At 40.8% G+C, this 21,674-nt stretch carries 23 protein-coding genes, 4 tRNA genes and 1 riboswitch; of the genes, 20 read left to right on the top strand and 7 right to left on the bottom strand.

All coding sequences use genetic code 11. The features are described from left to right. Positions 1 to 40 precede the first annotated feature (40 nt). On the top strand, positions 41 to 1,969 hold the full coding sequence (locus FTU29_RS04570) for a DNA primase (protein WP_180120628.1): 1,929 nt from the start codon (positions 41 to 43) through the stop codon (positions 1,967 to 1,969). A 55-nt stretch (positions 1,970 to 2,024) separates the two neighbouring features. Here the strand turns inward: FTU29_RS04570 and hemA are convergent, their stop codons facing one another. Further along, positions 2,025 to 3,308, bottom strand: a complete 1,284-nt coding sequence (gene hemA, locus FTU29_RS04565) for a glutamyl-tRNA reductase (protein ID WP_180120626.1) — start codon at positions 3,306 to 3,308, stop codon at positions 2,025 to 2,027. Positions 3,309 to 3,386: 78 nt separating this feature from the next. Between hemA and FTU29_RS04560 the strand changes: the two genes are divergently transcribed. The 11 genes from FTU29_RS04560 to panD all read left to right on the top strand — a co-directional run bounded on the left by FTU29_RS04560 (position 3,387) and on the right by panD (position 9,528). Further along, positions 3,387 to 5,099, top strand: a complete 1,713-nt coding sequence (locus FTU29_RS04560; RefSeq protein ID WP_180023231.1) for a hypothetical protein — start codon at positions 3,387 to 3,389, stop codon at positions 5,097 to 5,099. 9 nt (positions 5,100 to 5,108) lie between these two features. Then, positions 5,109 to 5,687, top strand: a complete 579-nt coding sequence (gene lolB, locus FTU29_RS04555) for a lipoprotein insertase outer membrane protein LolB (RefSeq protein WP_180120625.1) — start codon at positions 5,109 to 5,111, stop codon at positions 5,685 to 5,687. Positions 5,688 to 5,715: 28 nt separating this feature from the next. Continuing rightward, positions 5,716 to 6,555, top strand: coding sequence for a 4-(cytidine 5'-diphospho)-2-C-methyl-D-erythritol kinase (gene ispE / locus FTU29_RS04550; RefSeq protein WP_180093864.1), 840 nt, complete (start codon positions 5,716 to 5,718; stop codon positions 6,553 to 6,555). A 3-nt stretch (positions 6,556 to 6,558) separates the two neighbouring features. Further along, positions 6,559 to 6,633 (top strand) — tRNA-Gln (locus FTU29_RS04545). Positions 6,634 to 6,671: 38 nt separating this feature from the next. Beyond that, positions 6,672 to 6,746 (top strand) — tRNA-Gln (locus FTU29_RS04540). Between the two features lie 28 nt (positions 6,747 to 6,774). Further along, a tRNA-Gln gene (locus FTU29_RS04535) sits at positions 6,775 to 6,849 on the top strand. A 91-nt stretch (positions 6,850 to 6,940) separates the two neighbouring features. Continuing rightward, positions 6,941 to 7,015: transfer RNA gene (locus FTU29_RS04530), tRNA-Gln, on the top strand. 37 nt (positions 7,016 to 7,052) lie between these two features. Then, positions 7,053 to 8,006 carry a ribose-phosphate pyrophosphokinase gene (locus tag FTU29_RS04525; protein WP_078191360.1) on the top strand — a complete coding sequence of 318 codons (954 nt, stop codon included), beginning with the start codon at positions 7,053 to 7,055 and terminating at the stop codon, positions 8,004 to 8,006. 98 nt (positions 8,007 to 8,104) lie between these two features. After that, positions 8,105 to 8,401: a 50S ribosomal protein L25 gene (gene rplY, locus FTU29_RS04520; protein ID WP_078192179.1), complete on the top strand. Its 297-nt coding sequence runs from the start codon at positions 8,105 to 8,107 to the stop codon at positions 8,399 to 8,401. A gap of 20 nt (positions 8,402 to 8,421) precedes the next feature. Further along, positions 8,422 to 8,997 carry an aminoacyl-tRNA hydrolase gene (gene pth, locus FTU29_RS04515; RefSeq protein WP_168378106.1) on the top strand — a complete coding sequence of 192 codons (576 nt, stop codon included), beginning with the start codon at positions 8,422 to 8,424 and terminating at the stop codon, positions 8,995 to 8,997. A 150-nt stretch (positions 8,998 to 9,147) separates the two neighbouring features. Further along, entirely contained in the window at positions 9,148 to 9,528 is a 381-nt protein-coding gene (panD, locus tag FTU29_RS04510) for an aspartate 1-decarboxylase (protein WP_078192181.1), read from the top strand. Positions 9,529 to 9,650: 122 nt separating this feature from the next. Here the strand turns inward: panD and FTU29_RS04505 are convergent, their stop codons facing one another. Both FTU29_RS04505 and FTU29_RS04500 read right to left on the bottom strand, forming a co-directional pair. Further along, entirely contained in the window at positions 9,651 to 10,271 is a 621-nt protein-coding gene (locus FTU29_RS04505) for a GDYXXLXY domain-containing protein (protein WP_180101765.1), read from the bottom strand. Next, positions 10,271 to 12,112 carry a DUF2157 domain-containing protein gene (locus FTU29_RS04500; protein ID WP_180120623.1) on the bottom strand — a complete coding sequence of 614 codons (1,842 nt, stop codon included), beginning with the start codon at positions 12,110 to 12,112 and terminating at the stop codon, positions 10,271 to 10,273. Before FTU29_RS04500 ends, FTU29_RS04505 begins: the two co-directional genes overlap by 1 nt. A 171-nt stretch (positions 12,113 to 12,283) precedes the next feature. After that, positions 12,284 to 12,437, top strand: a riboswitch (FMN riboswitch). Positions 12,438 to 12,540: 103 nt separating this feature from the next. Between FTU29_RS04500 and ribB the strand changes: the two genes are divergently transcribed. After that, the gene (gene ribB, locus FTU29_RS04495) at positions 12,541 to 13,200 is read left to right on the top strand and encodes a 3,4-dihydroxy-2-butanone-4-phosphate synthase (protein WP_180120622.1); all 660 of its coding nucleotides are present in this window, start codon (positions 12,541 to 12,543) and stop codon (positions 13,198 to 13,200) included. A gap of 88 nt (positions 13,201 to 13,288) precedes the next feature. On the opposite strand, the gene FTU29_RS04490 is transcribed toward ribB, so the two are convergent. Together FTU29_RS04490 and FTU29_RS04485 are read right to left on the bottom strand one after the other, a co-directional pair. Further along, positions 13,289 to 13,900 (bottom strand): LysE family translocator, encoded by a 612-nt coding sequence (locus FTU29_RS04490; RefSeq protein WP_180120620.1) that lies wholly within the window; start codon positions 13,898 to 13,900, stop codon positions 13,289 to 13,291. Positions 13,901 to 13,963: 63 nt separating this feature from the next. Continuing rightward, positions 13,964 to 14,452, bottom strand: coding sequence for a DUF1289 domain-containing protein (locus FTU29_RS04485; protein WP_111885315.1), 489 nt, complete (start codon positions 14,450 to 14,452; stop codon positions 13,964 to 13,966). 188 nt (positions 14,453 to 14,640) lie between these two features. Here FTU29_RS04485 and FTU29_RS04480 point away from each other — a divergent pair, with 188 nt between their 5' ends. The 5 genes from FTU29_RS04480 to FTU29_RS04460 all read left to right on the top strand — a co-directional run bounded on the left by FTU29_RS04480 (position 14,641) and on the right by FTU29_RS04460 (position 18,014). After that, positions 14,641 to 15,573, top strand: a complete 933-nt coding sequence (locus FTU29_RS04480; RefSeq protein ID WP_111885306.1) for a rhodanese-related sulfurtransferase — start codon at positions 14,641 to 14,643, stop codon at positions 15,571 to 15,573. A gap of 194 nt (positions 15,574 to 15,767) precedes the next feature. Further along, on the top strand, positions 15,768 to 16,064 hold the full coding sequence (locus tag FTU29_RS04475) for a hypothetical protein (RefSeq protein ID WP_078192186.1): 297 nt from the start codon (positions 15,768 to 15,770) through the stop codon (positions 16,062 to 16,064). 366 nt (positions 16,065 to 16,430) lie between these two features. Then, complete coding sequence (locus FTU29_RS04470) at positions 16,431 to 17,042, top strand: DedA family protein (protein WP_180120618.1); 612 nt, start codon at positions 16,431 to 16,433, stop codon at positions 17,040 to 17,042. Positions 17,043 to 17,062: 20 nt separating this feature from the next. Further along, positions 17,063 to 17,473, top strand: coding sequence for an ABZJ_00895 family protein (locus tag FTU29_RS04465; RefSeq protein WP_078192189.1), 411 nt, complete (start codon positions 17,063 to 17,065; stop codon positions 17,471 to 17,473). Positions 17,474 to 17,597: 124 nt separating this feature from the next. Beyond that, positions 17,598 to 18,014 carry an ABZJ_00895 family protein gene (locus FTU29_RS04460; protein ID WP_180120616.1) on the top strand — a complete coding sequence of 139 codons (417 nt, stop codon included), beginning with the start codon at positions 17,598 to 17,600 and terminating at the stop codon, positions 18,012 to 18,014. Positions 18,015 to 18,094: 80 nt separating this feature from the next. On the opposite strand, the gene FTU29_RS04455 is transcribed toward FTU29_RS04460, so the two are convergent. Then, the gene (locus FTU29_RS04455; RefSeq protein WP_180120614.1) at positions 18,095 to 18,619 is read right to left on the bottom strand and encodes a YecA family protein; all 525 of its coding nucleotides are present in this window, start codon (positions 18,617 to 18,619) and stop codon (positions 18,095 to 18,097) included. 67 nt (positions 18,620 to 18,686) lie between these two features. Then, positions 18,687 to 18,896 (bottom strand): PA3496 family putative envelope integrity protein, encoded by a 210-nt coding sequence (locus FTU29_RS04450; protein ID WP_078191373.1) that lies wholly within the window; start codon positions 18,894 to 18,896, stop codon positions 18,687 to 18,689. A gap of 399 nt (positions 18,897 to 19,295) precedes the next feature. On the opposite strand from FTU29_RS04450, the gene rpoD reads away from it, so the two are divergent. Next, on the top strand, positions 19,296 to 21,185 hold the full coding sequence (gene rpoD, locus FTU29_RS04445) for an RNA polymerase sigma factor RpoD (protein ID WP_078192191.1): 1,890 nt from the start codon (positions 19,296 to 19,298) through the stop codon (positions 21,183 to 21,185). 127 nt (positions 21,186 to 21,312) lie between these two features. Then, positions 21,313 to 21,600: a YbeD family protein gene (locus FTU29_RS04440; protein WP_078192402.1), complete on the top strand. Its 288-nt coding sequence runs from the start codon at positions 21,313 to 21,315 to the stop codon at positions 21,598 to 21,600. The last annotated feature ends 74 nt before the right edge of the window (positions 21,601 to 21,674 follow it).

The raw sequence follows: 21,674 nt of genomic DNA, 5'->3' as shown, positions 1-21,674 counted from the left end.
ACGAACTGCCCAAATTCAATAGATAGACAGATAAAACAGCATGGCCATTCCTCAACATACAATTGATCAAATTTTAGATCGCACCGATATTGTCGATGTGATTGGTCAATTTGTGAAATTGAAAAAGACTGGACGCACCTACTCAGGATGCTGCCCATTCCATCAGGAAAAATCGCCATCTTTCCATGTCTATCGTGATAAACAATATTTTCACTGCTTTGGTTGTCAGGCCAATGGTAATGCCATCCGTTTTTTAATGGATATTGGTAGCCGTAACTTCATTGAAGTGATGAAGGATTTATCTAGCCAAACGGGTATTGAACTACCGAAAGACAATAACGATTCCAATAAACTCAAATATAAACGCGAATCTAAACCCAAACCTGTACAAAAACCTGCAATCGAAGCAAAAGCTCTGCCGCCCAATACAGGCGAAACCGAATCCACTCCTACTGCAGTAAATTTCGAACACGACCCATTTGCTGAGTTTCAAAATAACGAAGATGCGTTTTATGGGAACGATCCCTTTGCTCACTTTGACCAAGTTGCAAATGCTTTTGAAGATGTGCCGCAAGACGGAAACTTATATGACTTGCTGGAAAATGTCGCACAGTTTTATGAGCAACAACTTCCGCTCAGTCCAATTGGGCAAGCTTATTTTAAACAACGGGGTCTCAGTGCAGACACCATCGCCTATTGGCGCTTAGGCTATGCCCCTGAAGATTGGCAACATCTGGAAAAAGCCTTTCCACAAGATATCGAAGGACTCAAACTTCTCGGTTTGATTCGCACCAGTGACAGTGGTCGTGACTTTGACCTACTGCGCGAGCGGGTGATTTTCCCGATTCGAGATGCGAAAGGTCGTGTGGTCGGTTTTGGTGGTCGTGCCCTAAATGATGAAATCAAACCGAAGTACATCAACTCCCCAGACTCTGAAGTTTTCCATAAAAACCAGTTACTTTATGGTTTATATGAAGGCCGTAAACAAAAAGCCCAAGATTGGTTAATGGTCGAAGGTTATATGGATGTGATTGCCCTACAGCAATATGGCATTCATGGCGCTGTAGCGACTTTAGGGACTGCCAGTAATACTGAACATTTAAATATTTTATTTAAGCAAAATAGCCGTATTACCATTGCATTTGATGGAGATGCCGCAGGTCAAAAAGCAGCTCGACGTACGCTTGAAATTGCCCTGCCATTACTGAATGATGGTCGTGAACTTAAATTCTTTGTTTTGCCGAATGACCACGACCCAGATTCATTGATCCGTCGTGAAGGTATTGAAAATTTTCGACGGTTATTGCACACCTCACCGCTTCTTTCTGAATTTGTTTTTGCACATTTAACGCAAAATCATGATGTCAGTTCACCTGAAGGTAAAAGTCAGGTGATGGGTGAACTCAGACAGCTCACTGAACTGTTGCCGAAAGGTGGTTCATATCGTTATTTGCTGCAACAATATTTCCGTGAAAAATTAGGGTTTAGCCGAAAGTGGCAGCCTCAAGTCAATAATGATGCATCATTGAGCTTTAGTACAAAAATTGATGCTGAAGAATATGTGATTGCGATTTTAATCAATCATCCTTATCTTTACATTCATTTTGAGCCTTTACGCGCCTTAGTTTCACAAGACCTATTGCTTTATCATGTGTTAAATATTTTCAATGTGATTTTTGATGAATTGCCTGATGATCCAGAGTTATCCACCTATTATGTACTCGGTGCTTGTGCAGCACATCATCATGAATTACAACATATTTTAGAGCATGCCAATATCAGCGATTATACGTCATCACCTGAACAAGCAGATAAACTTGCGGCAGATTTATCGACAAAATTGCAATATCAATTCTTACAACTCAAGATCAAGTCGAATAAGTTTTCTAGCCTTGCTGAAATGCGTAATTTAAAACAACGTATTTATGATATTGATAAAAAAAGATCACTCACGCTCCTTGAAGATTAAGTTTTAATTTCAAGTTCAAGCTGTGAACAACATACTATTCAATGAATCAGCTTATTTATTTCTTTGGTTTACGGCGATTTTCAGCCACATTAACTAAATTTTGTTCTAACATTTCAAAATAAGCAGGGTCTTCCGCCATCGCTGCATTGCGCAGCACGATAGAGGTCGGATGCAATAGTTTTTGGGTTAAACGATGCGACATTTCTTGCATAATTGTAGCCGCATCTTCACCCTTTTGTAGACGATTCAAGGCCAAAGCCAGCTCTTCTTGACGCAATGACTCACCATGTTCACGGTATGCATGAATCGTCGAGCCAGCCAAATTCACTTTTTGCTGTGTAATTAAATCTGTCGCAAGCTGATTGACCATCACTTCGGCTTCAACTGCTGCCTGACGACGCTGAGCCAAGTTTTCTTCTATGACTGTTTGCAGATCATCTACACCATATAAATAAACACCATCTAAACTTTCAACTTTGGCTTCAATATCACGGGGTACCGCCAAATCGACCAACAACATTTGTTTATAACGGCGTTTTTTCAATGCTGCTTTGACATCCGCAAAATAAATCACTTGATGCAAGCTTCCAGTACAACTTGAAATTACATCTGCGCGATGTAAATTGTCTGCCAAATCTGCAAAATCAATTATTTCAACTTCTACACGATGAGCAATCTCTTGGGATAAAGCTTCAGCACGGGCACGTGTACGGTTACAGATAATAATTCTACCCACACCCATTTCGGCCAAATGCTTCGCAACCAAGCTATTCATTTCACCAGCAGCAACAATCATGACCGTCAATTTTTCAGGCTGACTAAAAACCTGTAAAGCTAGCTGAGCAACGGCATAGCCCATCGATACCGCATGACTTCCTACCGCTGTTTCAGAACGCACTCGTTTTGCCGCATAAAAGGCATATTCAAAAATACGGTTTAAATTTGGGGAGACAGTTTCGGCATCTTTGGCTAAGGACAAAGCCGTTTTAACTTGACCTAAGATTTGAGGCTCACCAAGCATGAGCGAATCCAAGCCGCTAGCCACACGCATGAGGTGTGTCACCGCCTGTGCATTTTCATAACGATACACATGATTTGACAATTGCTTTACATCAATACCATTTGATTGGGCAAGCCAATTCAATACCATGTCTGCATTTTCAGACATCGCATAGACCTCAGTACGATTACATGTAGACACCACCACCATGTCATTAAGTTCAGGTGCATGGCTTTGCTGTTCAAGCAGCGCTGTTAACTTTTCAGGGTTAAATGCAATCTGTTCGCGCAGTTCTACAGAGGCGGTTTGATGGTTGACACCCAATGCAAAGAAAGACATATCAGATCATCATTTCGCTAAATTTATGCTATTGTGCATTATCGGCGTCATAAAAAGCATTACTTGGATCAAGAAAAATTGCGTCTAACAAATAGCCGACTGAACGGCCAGACAATAAAGCAGTATTCTACCACATTCTTACTTGTTGGTAGCATGGCTTCTACTGCCCCAATTCGGGCCGTGGGAGAAGTTTACCATGCAAATTCAGGATATGATGCAATTAAACAAAGTATGATTGCAGAATTTGCCTTAGCTTATAACGACATTCCAACCGCGCTTCATAATTACACCGTGCTTGCAATCAAAAGTAAATCCACCATGGTCAAACAGCGTGCTTTAAACGTTGCTATTGAGCAAAATGATTTACAAGCAGCCTTAGATATTGCTACACATTGGGTTGTGCAAGAACCTGAAGATGTACCAGCATTATTTTATTTATCACATATTGCTTTGAAAGCCCATGAATATGAGCTTGCCGCTGAAACACTTGATAAAATTTTAACCATTGACCCAAATGCAGATTTAGAACAAATTTTGGCGGGTATTTCCCCTGAATCAGAGGAAGATCGCGCTTATCTGATTCAAGCACTGACCGCTAGCAAAGAAAAAACCAATCCCTCTATTTTGGTCTTAGTCGCAGGTTTACAAGCTCAAAATGGCGCCTTTGCCGATGCCTTAGACACCATTAATTTAGCATTGAAAAAACGCCCGAAAGTGACTGGTTATATCTTAATGAAAGCCAATTTACTTATGTCGTTAGGTGATGAAGAAGAAACCTTAAAATGGTTCGAAAAATCCAGCCGTAAACACCGCAACAATATGGAAGTTCGCTTAGCAGAAGCAAAGTATTTAATTAAAATCAATCAGTCAGAATTAGGTCTAGAAAAACTCGAAGATATACTAAAGAAATGGCCATCTGCTGAAGAACCGCTATTTATGGCAGGTTTGACCAGTATTGACTTAGAGCTTTATGAAAAAGCCGAAAAGTATTTGGTGGAGTTACGTTATTCGAGCAAATACCAAAATGAAGCGTATTACTATCTCGCAGTAAATGCTGAACGCAAACAGCATTATGAAACGGCAAAAGCCTATTATCGCCTTGTTGATGGCAGTCTTTATACAGTTTCACGGCGCAATATGATCAGCATTTTTAGCCAGCAAAATAAGCTGCATGATGCACTGCGCTTTTTAACCCAAGAGCGGGTTAATTATCCTCAACATGCCAGTTTCTTATATCTTGCTCAGGCAGATATTTTAAAACGCATGAACAATAAAAAAGCAGCAGTCCGTTTGCTTGATGAAGCGGTAAGAAACTTGCCCGAAGATCCTGAGCTTATTTATGCCGAAGTTCTACTGCTCGACGCCCATCAAGATAAAGATAGACTAGACCAATTACTAAAACAATTACTTGAAATTGAACCCAATAGCCCGACCTATTTAAATGCATATGCCTATACCTTGGCGGTACAAAATAGACGCTTAGATGAAGCCCGAAAATACGTCGAACATGCCTTAGAATATGCTCCTGAGCAAGCCTCAATTTTAGATACGTTCGGTTATATTTGTTATTTGCAAAATGATTTTAGTACATCTGCATCTGTTTTGGCCAAAGCGTATGAACTGAGTAATAGTTTAAAAATTGGCATTCGCTATGCACGATCAGTCTTCATGCAAGGTGATATGAATAAATTTGACGCGTTGTTACAACAACTCCAACAAAAACATCCGAATGATCCGCAATTAGAGCAACTACATTCGTTATTGTTACCCCAACCCATGAAAAAGAGTTAGAAAGACTTTATGCAAATATCTTCAAAATTTGGGGTATCTGCCCTGACCTGCTGCGCTTTATTTTTTACCGGTTGTCAGCAATATGTTAAAACACCCGATCAACCCAGCCCTGAAGAAGTCGCTGCAAATCAATTCAACTTACAAGGTAAGATTGGTGTGCGCACGCCACAACAGTCAGGAAGTGCTTTTTTTACTTGGGTTCAAGACCGCAATGAATATGATATCGAACTGAGTGGCATATTAGGTGTTGGAAAAACTCAAATCAGCGGTAAACCCGGTCAAGTTCAACTCAATAGTGCAAAAACCGGTTTGATTGAAGCAGCAACACCAGAAGAATTACTCGAACGTGCTACCGGTTGGCAAGCTCCCATTACCCACCTCGTCGACTGGGTACAGGCGCGCCCTGCAACCACACAAGCAAAAATTCAACGCGATACTGCGCAGCGTCCACAACAGATTATTGAAGATGGTTGGACGGTTGACCTGAGTTATAATGAAACTGCAACGGTACCGAACAAGTTAATTTTAAAACAAGCACTTGAATCCGGTCATGAAAACCGTATTACAATGGTGATTCAAAATCGTTAATTTGCCTAAAAGCTGAACTATGACTTCCGTGATTCGTGTACCTTCTCCTGCAAAACTCAATTTGTTTTTGCACATTACTGGCCGACGTCCGAATGGATATCACGAATTACAAACGATTTTTCAGCTCATCGATTTATCGGATTGGATGGAATTTCACCCACTTGCAAATTCTGCTGATGAAGATTTTATTCAAATTGAGGGCTTAAACAGCGTCAATCTAGAGCAAAATTTAATTTATCGTGCTGCTCAAATACTCAAACCGTTTGCAAAAGCACTGACTGCACAAAAAATCCACATTGAAAAAAATATTCCGATGGGTGCAGGGCTCGGTGGTGGTTCATCCAATGCAGCCACCACCCTTATTGTGCTCAATCAACTATGGAAATGTGGTCTAAATACCGAACAACTTGCAGAACTCGGCTTACAACTTGGGGCAGATGTTCCCGTGTTTGTACATGGTCTAAATGCATGGGCAGAAGGCATCGGTGAACACTTAACATTCATAGATTTAGCTCAAAAACAGTACATTGTGTTAAAACCTGACTGTTTTATCAGCACTCAACTGCTTTTTTCACAAAAAACGTTGACAAGAGACTCAAAGCCCACTAAATTTTGCGGCTATCAGGAAACGCCATCTGATTTTGGAAATAACTTTGAGCCTGTGGCACGAAGCTTATATCCCGAAGTCGATGAAGCAATGCGGTACTTAGATCAGTTCGGTACAGCAAAGCTTACAGGTACAGGTGCTTGTGTATTTACTGAAGTGACTGAAAATATGAATATTGATGACATATTGAAAAATGCACCATGTAAATCTTACTTGGTTTGCAGTTTGCAAGAATCACCATTACGTCATTTTGAGGTTTGATATAGGGGCGTCGCCAAGTGGTAAGGCACCGGGTTTTGATCTCGGCATCCGTTGGTTCGAATCCAGCCGCCCCTGCCATCATTTTTCACCTGTAGATGTAATTGCTGTAAAGTATTAGGGGCGTCGCCAAGTGGTAAGGCACCGGGTTTTGATCTCGGCATCCGTTGGTTCGAATCCAGCCGCCCCTGCCATTTACTTTATTCGCTATTTCATCAATTTAGGGGCGTCGCCAAGTGGTAAGGCACCGGGTTTTGATCTCGGCATCCGTTGGTTCGAATCCAGCCGCCCCTGCCATTTACTTCAAAAAAGACAGAGCATAATTTGCAGTATCTTTGTTGTTTCAACTTGACAAAATACCGTAAAAATATTAAAGTTCTGCCGCATTAGGGGCGTCGCCAAGTGGTAAGGCACCGGGTTTTGATCTCGGCATCCGTTGGTTCGAATCCAGCCGCCCCTGCCATCTAATTCTCCAATTTGCCAACCGCCAAGGGTGCTTCATGCCCAATCTTGTCGTTTTTAGTGGATCTGCACATCCACAATTCGCCCAAAAAGTCGTTAGCCACCTTCACATCCCTCTAGGTGCTGCATCTGTAGGTCAATTTTCTGACGGTGAAATCGCTGTCGAAATTACTGAAAATGTTCGTGGTAAAGACGTATTCATCGTACAACCAACTTGTGCTCCAACTAACGATAACCTTATGGAAATCTTAGTTATGGCTGATGCTTTGCGTCGAGCAAGTGCTGGTCGTATCACTGCTGTCATTCCTTATTTTGGTTATGCTCGTCAAGACCGTCGTCCACGTTCAAGCCGCGTGCCAATTACAGCAAAAGTTGTTGCAGATATGCTCACAACTGTTGGTATTGACCGCGTTGTCATGATCGACCTTCATGCTGACCAAATCCAAGGTTTCTTCGATATTCCTGTAGACAACATCTACGGTACTCCTGCACTTTTAGCAGATCTTCGTCAACAGTCACACGACAACTTAATGGTTGTTTCTCCTGACGTTGGTGGTGTAGTACGTGCGCGTGCTGTAGCTAAGCAAATGGGTGATATCGATCTTGCGATCATCGACAAACGCCGTCAAAAAGCGAATGAATCTCAAGTAATGCACTTGATCGGTGACGTTAAAGGCCGTGACTGTGTCATCGTTGATGATATGGTGGATACAGCAGGTACATTGTGTAAAGCTGCTGACGCACTAAAAACTTTTGGTGCTCGCAAAGTTGTTGCTTACGCAACTCACCCTGTACTTTCTGGTAAAGCTTTAGAAAACTTGAAAAACTCTGTGATTGACGAATTGGTTGTAACAGACACCATTCCGCTTTCAGAAGAAGCTCAAGCTCTTGGTAAGATTCGCCAAGTTTCAGTTGCAAGTATGGTTGCTGAAACAATTCGTCGTATTAACAACGAAGAATCTATTAGCGCAATGTTCGATTCTTATCTATAATATAGCGCTAAATTTAAAAGCCCTGCCTTTTGGTGGGGCTTTCTATCACTAGACTGGTCGAAGGTCTAGTTAATTAAACTTAAATAGGAATGTCTATCATGGCAAACTTCGTATTAAATGCAGTAGCACGTGAAGAAGCAGTACAAGGGAAAGGTTCGAGCCGCCGCCTTCGTCTTCAAAATAAAGTACCAGCAATCATCTACGGTGGTGCAGCTGAACCTGTAGCAGTTACTTTGGAACTTCGCGAACTTGTTAAAGCTTTAGAAAACAACGCATTCTTTGAAGAAGTTGTTGAAATCAACATTGACGGTAAAGCTGAAAGCGTTAAAATCCAAGCTTTACAACGTCACCCAGCTAAAAACACTCCTATGCACGCTGACTTCAAACGCGCATAAGTGTTAAATGGTGTAAATGAGTGAGTAAACTTTCACTGATTGTTGGTTTGGGTAACCCAGGTTCTGAGTATGCCCAAACCCGCCATAATGCAGGCTTCTGGTTCGTAGAACGCCTTGCAGAACAATATGGCATCCAACTCAAAGCTGATCCTAAATATAAAGGCATCAGTGGTCGTGGTAATATCGAAGGTCAAGACGTTCGTCTGCTGTTACCTACAACCTTTATGAACCTCTCTGGTCAAAGTGTTGTTCCCTTCGCCAAATTCTATCAAATTGCTCCCGAAGCAATGCTTATCGCACACGATGAACTTGATATGAACCCTGGTGTCATTCGCCTGAAAACTGGCGGTGGTCATGGTGGTCATAATGGTTTACGCGATATCGTCCCGCATATTGGTCCAAATTTCCATCGTTTACGTATTGGTATTGGTCACCCTGGTTCTAAAGAACGTGTCTCAGGCCATGTCTTAGGTAAAGCACCAAGTAGTGAACAAGGCTTAATGGATGATGCTATTGCACATGCCTTATCACGTACTAAATTGTTGGTAAGTGGTGAGATTCAGCAAGCCATGAACCAGATCAACGCTTACAAATAGAACTGACAATTCCACAAATTGTTGAACAATACTTATTGCCATCTGAATGATTTCAGAGCAAAATGCGCTTGCATTTGACTGCTCACCCAGCATTCAAGAGATTGTTCCACCATAAGATACGATCTTAGGTCTACCAAGGAGACGCTAGCCATGCTATCTCGTTTATTAAAAGCTAAAATCCACCGTTGCGTCGTTACACAAGCAGAATTACATTATGAAGGTTCTTGTGCAATTGACGGTATTCTTCTAGATTTAGCCGGTATCCGTGAATATGAAGAAATTCATATGTGGAACGTGACTAATGGTAAGCGTTTTACCACTTATGCCATTCGTGGTGAAGAAGGTTCTGGCATTATCTCTGTAAATGGCGGTGCTGCTCACCAAGCAGATATTGGCGACTTGATGATTATCGCAACTTTTGGCGATTTCACAGAAGCTGAAGCAAATGCACATAAGCCACGTTTAGTCTATGCGAACCCAAACAACACTGTGAACCACACAGCGAACTGTATTCCAGTTCAAGTTGCTTAATTCAAGCATTTAAAGATTCTAAAAAGCCCGCAAAATTTGCGGGCTTTTTTATGGCTGAACTATGCATTATTGACTGCAAAAATTCAGTATTAGACGCATATCACTACATACAACTCAACAGCTCAACTTATCTCCCCTGCTCTCGGGCCCTTCCACCATGCTTGGTTTTGTTTACAATCAAAGGGCTGTAAATGCTCTCCGACCAAACCCACCAACAAAGGCTGACCATTTTCTTGTACCTTTAGCTCTGCATATTGCGCATCGCGATAGCACGACTCCAAGCCTTCAGCAAATAAAAAGCTGCTCGCAGCGGGATATAAACCCTCAAATCTATTGTCAGGATTTTTGAGCACCAGTTTTGTGGATGAGCTTGGATACTGCGCTAACAACTCTGGGTTGAAACTGGTTCGAATCACCCTACGCTGTGCATCAAGCTGCACATAACTCACAATACTTTTTTGATCGACAAAATAGTCACGGTGTACATTTTCTTCTGTGTTCGCTTTGGCAGCCTGCCCATTGGCAGATTGCTCTTTTGATGACTGACCCCCAAAATAGAGCTGATAATTCAAGGCCATATAATCACCTTGAATCAAAGAGCGTGGATCGACAGGCTGCAGCTTTACATAAATACTCTGACTGTTTGCCAGATGCCATTCATGACGTGCAATCATCAGTACAAATAAAAGAATACTAAGTACAGCCAAACCAATAGGAAGCATTTTTTTATTGAGTATGGTCATCACACATCTCCCCCTTGTTTATACTGTATCGTAGATAACATCTTGGTAATGCCAAGTAGCAAAAGGCCAGAAATCAAAATCGTTAAACTTTTCAATAAAAAACTCAGACCCAAATTGTAATACAGCATCCATAAGCTAAAAATGATCAACAAGATGCTCAAGGCTTTAACCAAAGATTGCTGATAGACCTGCGCCCATGCCAATAAAACCAATAACAAGAAAATTCCAAAATAGCCCATCGCAATCAGCACAAGGCCCAATAGCAGTAACGGCCATTTTTCGCTCCCCACCTGTTTTTGCTGATTTGCGATGTAAAGGCCAAGCCAAACCACAGGCAGCAGGTAACCGACAAACAGGTCAAGAACACCATTTTGGGTCTGTTCAAACTGTAGAATGTTATTTGACAACGTCTGCAACACCACACCCACCAATACGATGCATAACATCCACAACACAATGCTTTTTCGATACATCGAGTGCAACCAAGCTGTTGCACTCCCGAGCAAGAAAATCAGTAGAATATAATTCAATCCAATCACAGCTAAGATGACATGTTCATTGCTCATAAAAAGATCGGCATCAAATAGTGTGGCCACTGCAAGGCCGTATCCTGCAATGAGTTGAATAAAAACAATAAACCAATGCATTCGACTAAACAAACAGAGCAATATAACGCCAATTTGCAACACTAAAATAAACGAAATGCTATTGGTTAAGCTCTCTGTATGAATGAAGACCGCAGATTGGCCACATACCCATAAGCAGTAAGCAAATTGGCGACTAAAGATACTTTTAGCTCGTCGAATCAACCACCAAGCCACAGCTACAAAAACTAAGCCCATGACGATCGAAAACGCCTTCCAATAGGTCAGCAATAAGCTCGATAAAATAATTCCTGCCAACCATGCCCCAATCGCTAAAGGAATAACCGCAAATTTAGTCTGTGGCAGAAATTTCATCAGTGCCCAACTGATCACCGCAAACCAAGCAAATATCAGCAAAGCAAAAACCAACAATCCTGCACTCGAGTCAGATAAAATATGTTCTGCCCATTGGAAAATCAAAATACTGAAACTCGCGGCAAGACCCGCAGTTTGTAAACTGGTTTCTAATGCACGCTGTTGTCGATAAAAATAGATAATCAGATAAATTGGAAGCAACAAGGCAAAAATTAAATATTGCCATTGATACTGATCTACCCCATTTCCACAGTATAAAAACATGCAATACATCGACATTAGTGTGATAAATGCAATAAATACTAAGCGCAGTGCAGCATAATATTTCAAACAATAGGTCACACAAATTGCCGTCAATACATTCATACAGAGTAAATACCCCCAAGAATGATCAACGATTAAATAGCTTTGTTTAAAATATAAAAATAATGCCAATTGACTGATCAAACACAGTAACGCAAAGACTCCGATATTCGGTCGATATAACCAAGGTAAAAGCAGCAAAGCCCAGACTAAAAATAACAGATAACTGTCTGCACCTGTTTGATAGACCTGTCCAATCACAGCCAAACTCAATCCGAGCAACAAAGCACTTAAAGCATCTAAACTTTGCTGAATCCAAGCATGCCTTGCAAAATATACACTCGTCACAGCACTCAGTAGCAACAGCAACATTGGAATTGCCAATTGAATGAATTTTGGCAACATCAACCAGTTTGCCGCGATCAAATACACGAAACTGGCAGCTATCAGTGCAACACCGATCACTTGCAGATACCGAATAACCTGTACATCTTGAAACAGATCTGTTGAAAACTCTTGATCTAACTGTGAACGATGCAGCTTTATATTCTGCTGCTGAGAATGCTGAGGAACGGTCATTTTTTATCATTATGCAATCATGATTGATTTATCGGCACGATAGCATGCTTTGACACACTTTATATAAATGCTTACAAATCCAATCTTATAACTTTACTTATCTAAAATTTTGCAAATGATTCTAAGCAATAATCCCCCCATCATCACTCAAACAGGTCTATACTAAAGACACATCGCTTCAGGGCGGGGTGAAATTCCCCACCGGTGGTAAATTTGCTGGGTTGAAAGCCCTGAAAAAAGCCCACGAGCCAATCGTTTAAACGCGATTCGCAGATCAGGTGCAATACCTGAGCCGACGGTATAGTCCGGATGAAAGAAGACGACGTCACATCTCTATATCATTGATCATTTTCAATATATATCGTAACGCCACTATTTCACATGTCCTGAAATGTTCAACCGTATCTAAAATTTACGCGAGCGTTTCAATGTCTAGTTTAATTCAACCCGAAATTTTCTTTTCTGCCCTTCCACCTGCAGAACAGCGCATGCTGCAAGCCTTAGAAGACATTCGTCAAGGCAAGCCTGTTTTAGTCATGGACGATTTTGAACGTGAAAATGAAGCCGACCTGATTGTTGCTGCAGAAACACTCACTGTAGAAACCATGGCACGTATGATTCGTGATGGTTCAGGAATTGTCTGCCTGTGTTTAACCGATGCTCAAGCCAATCATTTAGAACTTCCACCCATGGTGTCTGATAACTCTAGCCATTTTAAAACTGCCTTTACTGTCACCATTGAAGCTGCGGAAGGTGTTACTACTGGCGTTTCAGCAAAAGACCGAACAACTACAGTCAAAGCCGCAATTAAGGATGGTGCTGTGGCTAGTGACTTAAACCGTCCGGGTCATGTTTTTCCTTTACGTGCGCGTGAAGGCGGCGTATTGACCCGTCGTGGACATACTGAAGGGACTATTGATTTGGCACGTCTGGCCGGTTTAAAACCTGCAGGTGTTTTGTGTGAATTAACCAACCCAGACGGCACAATGGCGAATGGCGTACAAGTTTTAGCGTATGCACAAACCCATCATTTGACTGTACTCACCATTGAAGAAATTGTGCAATATCGTTTACAGCACAATCTCTAGTGCGAATTAATTAAAGCTCTACACGTTCATAAAAAAGGCTGATTGAATCAGCCTTTTTATTTTTTTAATAGACGTTTCAAGTTAAGAATTAAGCCGTGAATGTGCTATAGATGCCATAGATGGCAACAACCACTAAAATCAGCCCACACAATGCCAACAATTTTTTATACCAGCGTGATTTCGACAATCGATGAAAAGACAAATACACCAAAGACAAGGTCGCGAAATCTAAAACAATCCAACTCAGGGTCAACACAATTAAACTCAGATTAAGATAAGGGGTAATTCCTACAAACTGCGGAAAAAATGACGCGAAGAAAATAATATCCTTAGGATTTGAAATCCCCACAATTAGTCCTTGCTTAACCCCCCCTTGTGCTGCTTTTAACCGCAGAGATTGTGCAGTAGGCTGTATAGTTACTTCTTTTAAAATATCAAATCCAATATAAGCAATATATAAACAACCCAGTATTTTGATGCCATCAAGCCAATGCGCATTAACATTTAAAATGCCTTTTAAAATACACACTGACAGCACAATCAAAATCAGTGACGCAAAATTTGTCCCGACAATGGTTTGAAATGCCTTTTTATATCCGCCTTGTAAACCTGAACTTGCGACCAACAGCATGACAGGTCCAGGTGTTGCAATCATTACGATGACTGCCACACAATATAAAAAGTACTCCGAATAATTCACGCTGAGATTCCTTCACTTATTTTTTTTACATCACGATAAATTTCATAAATAAAAAAAGAGGACTTAGTCCTCTTCATCCATGTTTTGCAATAAATGCAAGCGAATGGCATCTGCTCTTAAAAATGCCAAATCATAGCTGGCTGTGGCGAGTGCTAAAACACGACGCTCAAATTCATCCCACAACGGTCGCACCTGTTTGTAATGTATCCCGAGTCCACTTTCATCTGTGAAATGACGGTTTTTTTCGCAGAGCTTGAGTGCGTGATACAGTTTGCGGCCTTTGCTTGCATCTGGACGTAAGCGAACTCGCTTAGACAAAACAAAACCTTCGACATGGACGATATCTGCTTGCGGCAACATCGGTATTAAAATTTGATCTAATTGTGCATCTAAACGACACCAAATGGCCGTGTGTTGCTCTGCTGTATAGGTATTCCATTTTATGACTTCATGGTTAAAGCGGCGGCAACCACGACAGACTGAATCACCAAATACCGTAGAACAACGCCCTGCACATGGGGTTAACGAGGCAATTCGACGATCAGTACTCAAAACCGGCTCCATTCAATCAATATTTATGGGATAAAAACAACTCGGCATGACTATACACGCTAAAACTACTGAAATGAAGCTATGATCAAATGTGTGGTTAAAAGCCATCGCTTTACTCGCTTATTCATCCAAATCACGGTAGAATGTGCGCCTTAATTTTTATCCTGTTTATTCATTTGGAGTACTCCATGAACGCTACTGTAGAACAGCTTGCACCTGTAGAACAGCAAGCGACCTCTGGTTGGGTTGTTGCCGCACTTTATCAATTCAAAGAAGTTCAAGATCCTGCCGATCTTCAACAACGTCTTTTAGACTTGGTAAAAACCATCAACCTTTGCGGTACTCTAATTGTGGCAGGTGAAGGAATTAACGGTACTGTAGCCGGTGACCGTAAATCTGTAGATATCATCCATCAATTCCTTCTCAATGAAGGCTTCAATGCGATGGAATACAAAGAATCGCATAGTACGGATAAACCATTCCGTAAAATGAAGATCAAACTGAAAAAAGAAATCGTGACTTTAGGTGTGGAAGTGAAACCACGTGATTTAGTCGGTCACTATCTTGATCCTAAAGAATGGAATGAACTAATTACACGTGATGACGTAATCCTAATTGATACACGTAACGACTATGAGTACAAAGCAGGTACATTTAAGGGTGCGATTGACCCGAAAACTGAGACTTTCCGTGAATTCCCTGAATACGTGAAAAAAGAGCTTGAGCAGCATAAAGATAAGAAAATTGCCATGTTCTGTACAGGCGGTATTCGCTGTGAAAAATCAACCTCACTTTTACTTCAAGAAGGCTTTAATGAGGTTTATCACCTTAAAGGCGGTATCTTAAAATATTTAGAAGAAACCCCTGTTGAAGAAAGCATGTGGGAAGGTGAATGTTTCGTATTTGACGGTCGTACTGCTGTCACTCACGGTATGGAAGAAGGCGAAAATATCAAATGTCACGCATGCGGTTGGCCACTGGCTCCTGCTGAAGTTGAACTTCCGAGCTACGAACACGGCGTATCATGCAAATACTGTATCGACAAAACTACTGAACAGCAAAAAGCAGGCTTCCGTATGCGTCAATCACAAATTGTGGCAGCAAAACGTAAGCGTCTCTAAGGAAAATTTGTTGTAACGATATATAAATAAAAGCCCTATTTTTAGGGCTTTTTTTACGCATTCTCAACAGTGACTTAATTTTTTTGACAAAATAACTATATCTGGTTATTTACGAGAATCAGTTCGCGCATTTATGCTTATTCTGATCAATTGATCCGAGAAAATCATTATAGATAATTGAAAAGGAAAGCATTATGCCAAAATTAATCAACTCTCCAATTGCAACCTCAAGGCGCCTTGCTTTACCCGCTCCCCGTGTAAAAGAAAGTGTAGGAGAATTAAAACACCTCCTTAACCAACAGTCGCATATTTTGATAGTCAGTATTGCTACATGCATTGGTGCAATTTTTGCCTTATTTATTGCCTATACATTGCACTTACAACCCACTATGCTCAACATTCTTGGACTGTGTGTTATTCCATTTGCTTTATCTCTAAGCTTACGCCAAGTCTATATTCACACACTGTTAAATATGGAACATGATGATTAATTTACGCACCTTACAACGTCACTTATTGCAACCTAGTCCTACGCTGTTCAGTATATAAAACGATTTTTAAAGCTGCTAAAGCGCCAAAAATCAAAAATAAAATCCAAACTGAGCAGCGTACACTCAGTACTTTAAAAACTATGATCTAAGCCTTTCAATTATTCAGCCTTATATCATTCAGCATTGCTTAATGCCCTCACACATTAATACATTTTCCTTCTCATTAAGCCTACATGCTACTTAATACAAGATGAACTCAATATTTGTTGTTTTTGCTTAGGTGGTTTCAGGAATATTTAAAACGGAACTTTACCCACTGCGCTTTTCAACATAGGATAAATACACCTTTTCTCTGCCTTAGCTACCATGACTTTAACTGAATGGATCATTTCAATCATGGAACAATTGGGTTATCTCGGTATTGCCCTACTCATGTTTCTTGACAATGTCTTCCCCCCAATCCCCTCAGAAATCATTATGCCCTCGGCTGGCTATTCTGCCTCCCAAGGTCAACTACTGCTCATTGGTGTCATTATTTCAGGTTGTGTCGGCTCTTTACTGGCGGCTGCATTGCTATATTGGATTGGTTATAAATTTAAGCATGAATCCATCTTTCACTTCGTCGATCGCTATGGAAAGTATTTATTTATCAAATCGGCAGATGTAAAAAAATCTCTAGCATGGTTTGAGCAATACGGTCACCGCATTGTATTTTTCGGCCGGATGATTCCAGCTGTGCGTTCTCTTATTAGTATTCCTGCTGGAATGAGCCGCATGCCATTTTGGAAGTTTATGTTTTATAGTGGTTTAGGTACGATTATTTGGACCACTTTTTTAGCTTGTATGGGTTTTTATTTAGGTGAAAATCAGCAGTTAATGCAGCAAATATTTAGTAAAGTTGGCCATCTGATTATTCTGATCACAGTCATCATTATTGCTTGGATTTTGTACCGTCGACATCAACGTCGACCTCGTTAATTTTTTGTTTTGGGGCTTAAATGAAACACTATCTCCTACACTTTGCTGCTGTTTATAGCATCGCCTTGGTGCTTTTGATTACCGTATTAATTTTTGGATTAAATCTTGGTGGTATTACATTAATTCCTACATTGGTGGCATGTGCATTAATCAGCGTTGGGCATTTTGTAAAGAAAGAACAACGTGTGCCTAGCAACCATGAAAAGATCCAACTGGTTTGGGGCTCCAGTGCCGTTGCAATCATCATTGGTAGCTTTTTTGTGCTGTTCTTGGTGCTGATGAATCCCAATGCCGAAAGCATTATGAAGTCTGTGGATAATGCAGGCATTGGGCTAACTGCTGTAGTTATGCTCTGCATGGTCGCCATTCATGGCACGATATTTCATATTGCCTACGGTTGGTATGCAGACTATTGCGCTAAAAAATTATAAATTTTTTCAATGTATTGCGTTAAAATTTAAATCATCACCACTTCAATGAAAGTTAAAATTCAGTGAAGACACTTCAGGTAAGTTATACTCGCACTTTATATAATGAAAACATGAACATTAAATAATGAAAAAATACATCATCACATTTAGCATTGCTTATGCACTCGCCATGGTTGCTGTCGCAGCCATCGAATCTTTCTTTGATTTACCTGGTAGTTCATCTATTACCTGTCTCATCGTGGGCGGTCTTGCTGCAGCATCTAGCTTTGTTAAAGACCATCAGCGAGTGCCAAATAAGTTAGAAAAGCGAACTTTGATTTGGAGCTGTATTTTAGCTTCCGTACTGATTAGTGTCGTCGCGACTGTCATTTGTCTCTTGATCTTCCCTGAAACCCAAGCCTTTATTCAAATGGCGCTAACGCAATTACCCGCTTGGGTCTGGCTGCTTGCTATCAGCTTTACCTTATTCATCCATTATCTCATGTTGGCTTTATCTTTTGGATGGATGGCAAAGAGCTTCTTAAAAGCCAAACGTAGTTAAGCCTTTAGACTAACTTTGAATTGAAAAGGTATAGCGCTAAAAAAAGCACCCCAAGGTGCTTTTTTTAAATTTCGTCGAAATTAATTTGGTGTGTGATACATCAAATATAATTCGTTCAAATTGGTTGGGATTTCTTCTGCAAGTTCATCCATCAACTGACCATTACGACGGAAAGATTCCATTTGTGGATCTTCTTCATCAATGCCGCTGAACACCATGATTGGCAAAGTTAAATCTACCAATTGTTCTTCAAACTCGTCGGTGAACCATGCATCTTCGTTTAGGAACATGGCATCAACGAAGCCAACACTCCAGTCACCAAGACTTGATTCAACATCGGCTTCTTCAATTTCAAATGGAAATTCAATACCATCTTCATTGGCAAGATTCTGACGAATCGATTCGAGCCATGCTTTTACTTGTGCTATAATTTCAGCAGGTACTTTTTTCTGATTGTTATCAAAAAGTTCGTCTAGCCATTTATCAAAAGCTGGGCCTACTGCAATTGCACATAAAAAACCATGAGTCGCTGCAAAATCTAGACCATGCTCGTTGTCATCGCCGTCTAGATAGTTACTCAAAAGGTCTAAATCTAAAGCACTCATTTCAAATCCAGAGTTAGAAACTTAATGCGTAAGCATAGCATTTTCAAGCGCTATGCTAAATCGCTATTTAGTCTTCTTCGTCATCAAAATCATCGTCATCGTCGATGTCGTAATCAAAATCTTTAAGCTCACGTTCAAGACGGCGCTGAGCCAGAAGGTCATCAATAAGTCGGCGCTTTTCTAACGATTCTTTCGCGCTAGTTTTTGCACTGGCCTCATCGAAATTCACATCATCATCACCGTAGTTATCATCTAGTTCAAAATCTGTAGAAGACACCAAAACTACCTCATAATGAAAAAAATTGAAGGGGTCTAGCCGCTATTTATATGGGATATAAAATATTGTCAAGTTTTATTTGTTTTTTTAACAACTAAACTTTAAAAATAGGTCTTTTTTTCTTACCAAAACCTGTGGCATGATATAATCCACCCTGCGTCCTTCATTTTTATGACAGTCAAAGATGACTCGTAAAATAATCGATGCATGGGATGAACTTGAAAACAACAATTTCAGCCCCACCTAAATTACTGAATTTAAATTTTTAATATCTCATTGGACAGCTTGATGCTGTACCGTCCTAATGGGATAAGCCAGCTATTAACAAGATTTAATGAGACGATCGTGCTAAAATGCACGGTTTTTTACTGCCACAGATTCAACGAAGAGTAAGCAAAGATGAGCGATATGACTTCCCCTACTTCTCAAGTAGCGGCTCTGATTAGCCGAGGCAAAGAGCAAGGTTACCTAACTTTCGCCGAGGTTAACGATCATCTCCCGGACTCAATCACTGAAAGTGAACAGATTGAAGACATCATTCAGATGTTGAATGACGTGGGTATTCCGGTACATGATCGTGCACCAGAAACTGACGATACAATGTTTGAAGGTGGCAGCGAAGCGACTGACGAAGTTGCTGAAGAAGAAGCCGCTGCTGTACTTGCATCTGTTGAAAATGAACCCGGTCGTACTACTGACCCTGTGCGTATGTATATGCGCGAAATGGGTACAGTTGAGCTTTTGACACGTGAAGGCGAAATTAGCATTGCAAAACGCATCGAAGAAGGTATTCGTGACGTTTTACATTCTATTGCTTATTGGCCAAATGCAGTCGAAGTTGTACTGCAAGAATACAAAGATTATGAAGCGGGTGAACGCCGTCTAGCGGATATTCTTTCTGGTTATTTAGATCCAGAATCTGACGAAGCCATCCCAGAAGTGATCGATGAAGATGATTCTGAGATCGATGAAGATGAAGCGTCAACCAACAAGCCAACTAAAGATGTCAAACTTGATGATGACGATGAAGAAGAAGAGTCTGAAGGTGATGATGATTCTGAAGGCGAATCTGGTCCAGATCCTGAAATTGCTAAAGCACGTTTCACCGAGCTTGAACAAGCATGGTTAGTCACTAAAGCCGCAATTGAAAAACATGGTCGTAACAGTAAAGAAGCTGCTGCTGCACTTGAAGCACTTGCAACTGTGTTCATGATGTTCAAATTCACACCACGTTTATTCGACATCATCTCTGATTTGATTCGTAATACCCATGACCAAATCCGTACTTCTGAACGTGAAGTTATGCGCTATGCAGTACGTCGTGGTCGTATGGACCGTACTCAATTCCGTACGTCATTCCCAGGCCAAGAATCTAACTTTGCTTGGTTAGATGAACAAATTGCTAAAGCACCTGCAGAAATGAAAGGCTATCTTGAAAAAGTCCGCCCTGACGTTCTGGCATTCCAACAAAAAATCGCTGACATCGAGAAAGAACTTGGTTTAGATGTTAAAGGCATCAAAGACATTTCTAAACGTATGTCGATTGGTGAAGCGAAAGCTCGCCGTGCGAAAAAGGAAATGGTTGAAGCGAACTTACGTTTGGTAATTTCGATTGCGAAAAAATACACCAACCGTGGTTTGCAATTCCTCGACTTGATCCAAGAAGGTAACATCGGCTTGATGAAAGCGGTGGATAAATTCGAATATCGTCGTGGTTATAAGTTCTCTACTTATGCAACTTGGTGGATTCGTCAGGCGATTACGCGTTCTATTGCCGACCAAGCACGTACTATTCGTATTCCAGTACACATGATCGAAACCATTAACAAGATCAACCGTGTATCTCGCCAACTTCTTCAAGAAATGGGTCGTGAACCTACACCAGAAGAATTAGGTGAACGTCTAGAAATGGACGAAGTGAAAGTTCGTAAAGTGCTTAAAATCGCGAAAGAACCAATTTCAATGGAAACACCAATTGGTGATGATGAAGATTCGCATCTTGGTGACTTCATTGAAGACGGTAATATCACCTCTCCTATTGACGCTGCTACGTCAGAAGGCTTAAAAGAAGCAACACGTGAAGTTCTTGAAAACTTGACTGAACGTGAAGCGAAAGTCTTGAAAATGCGTTTTGGTATCGATATGCCAACAGACCACACTCTAGAAGAAGTTGGTAAGCAGTTTGACGTAACACGTGAACGTATTCGTCAGATTGAAGCGAAAGCTTTACGTAAATTACGTCATCCTTCTCGTTCTGAACACTTACGTTCTTTCCTTGAGAATGACTAATCTATCTATAGGATAATGCAGGCTTGAATATGGGGGGTTCTCCCCCATAATATGAGCATGTAGCAAAACAATACAAAATACCTGCTCATTGCAGGTATTTTTTCTAATGAGGTGTCCCATGACTGATATGACTAATCGCGCTCCTTCACGTGAATTGCAAGAGCATCTTTGGGTGTTCCCGATGGATTATCCAATTAAACTGATTGGTCTTGCAGGCGCGGAACTCCGTCAGGCAGTAAATGATATTTTCGTTAAACATTTTCCTGAATTTGACGGCAGTGAAATGACTGTAACGCCTTCACGTACAGGTAAATACCATTCAGTAACAGCAAATCTTCGTTTTGAAGAACTTGAACAAGTTCACGCAGTTTATGCAGACCTTGCAGCTTGTCCATTAATTAAGACAGCACTGTAAGTACTGAAAAACACGCTTTCGAGCGTGTTTTTTTATGTGAAAATAGAGCATTAAATTACAACTCAAACCGTTCA

The organism is Acinetobacter sp. YH12086, from assembly GCF_013419345.1.
Lineage (GTDB): Bacteria > Pseudomonadota > Gammaproteobacteria > Pseudomonadales > Moraxellaceae > Acinetobacter > Acinetobacter amyesii.
The sequence above is the reverse complement of the archived record's forward strand: the minus strand, read 5'-3'. Positions and strand labels throughout refer to the sequence as shown.

Coding starts and splice junctions, on each gene's coding strand:
- FTU29_RS04480 (WP_111885306.1), top strand. CDS start 14,641: ATGAACGCTACTGTAGAACAGCTTGCACCTGTAGAACAGCAAGCGACC.
- FTU29_RS04570 (WP_180120628.1), top strand. CDS start 41: ATGGCCATTCCTCAACATACAATTGATCAAATTTTAGATCGCACCGAT.
- FTU29_RS04525 (WP_078191360.1), top strand. CDS start 7,053: ATGCCCAATCTTGTCGTTTTTAGTGGATCTGCACATCCACAATTCGCC.
- FTU29_RS04500 (WP_180120623.1), bottom strand. CDS start 12,112: ATGACCGTTCCTCAGCATTCTCAGCAGCAGAATATAAAGCTGCATCGT.
- FTU29_RS04465 (WP_078192189.1), top strand. CDS start 17,063: ATGAAACACTATCTCCTACACTTTGCTGCTGTTTATAGCATCGCCTTG.
- ribB (WP_180120622.1), top strand. CDS start 12,541: ATGTCTAGTTTAATTCAACCCGAAATTTTCTTTTCTGCCCTTCCACCT.
- FTU29_RS04455 (WP_180120614.1), bottom strand. CDS start 18,619: ATGAGTGCTTTAGATTTAGACCTTTTGAGTAACTATCTAGACGGCGAT.
- rpoD (WP_078192191.1), top strand. CDS start 19,296: ATGAGCGATATGACTTCCCCTACTTCTCAAGTAGCGGCTCTGATTAGC.
- FTU29_RS04440 (WP_078192402.1), top strand. CDS start 21,313: ATGACTAATCGCGCTCCTTCACGTGAATTGCAAGAGCATCTTTGGGTG.
- lolB (WP_180120625.1), top strand. CDS start 5,109: ATGCAAATATCTTCAAAATTTGGGGTATCTGCCCTGACCTGCTGCGCT.
- FTU29_RS04505 (WP_180101765.1), bottom strand. CDS start 10,271: ATGACCATACTCAATAAAAAAATGCTTCCTATTGGTTTGGCTGTACTT.
- rplY (WP_078192179.1), top strand. CDS start 8,105: ATGGCAAACTTCGTATTAAATGCAGTAGCACGTGAAGAAGCAGTACAA.
- FTU29_RS04460 (WP_180120616.1), top strand. CDS start 17,598: ATGAAAAAATACATCATCACATTTAGCATTGCTTATGCACTCGCCATG.
- FTU29_RS04470 (WP_180120618.1), top strand. CDS start 16,431: ATGACTTTAACTGAATGGATCATTTCAATCATGGAACAATTGGGTTAT.
- FTU29_RS04475 (WP_078192186.1), top strand. CDS start 15,768: ATGCCAAAATTAATCAACTCTCCAATTGCAACCTCAAGGCGCCTTGCT.
- hemA (WP_180120626.1), bottom strand. CDS start 3,308: ATGTCTTTCTTTGCATTGGGTGTCAACCATCAAACCGCCTCTGTAGAA.
- panD (WP_078192181.1), top strand. CDS start 9,148: ATGCTATCTCGTTTATTAAAAGCTAAAATCCACCGTTGCGTCGTTACA.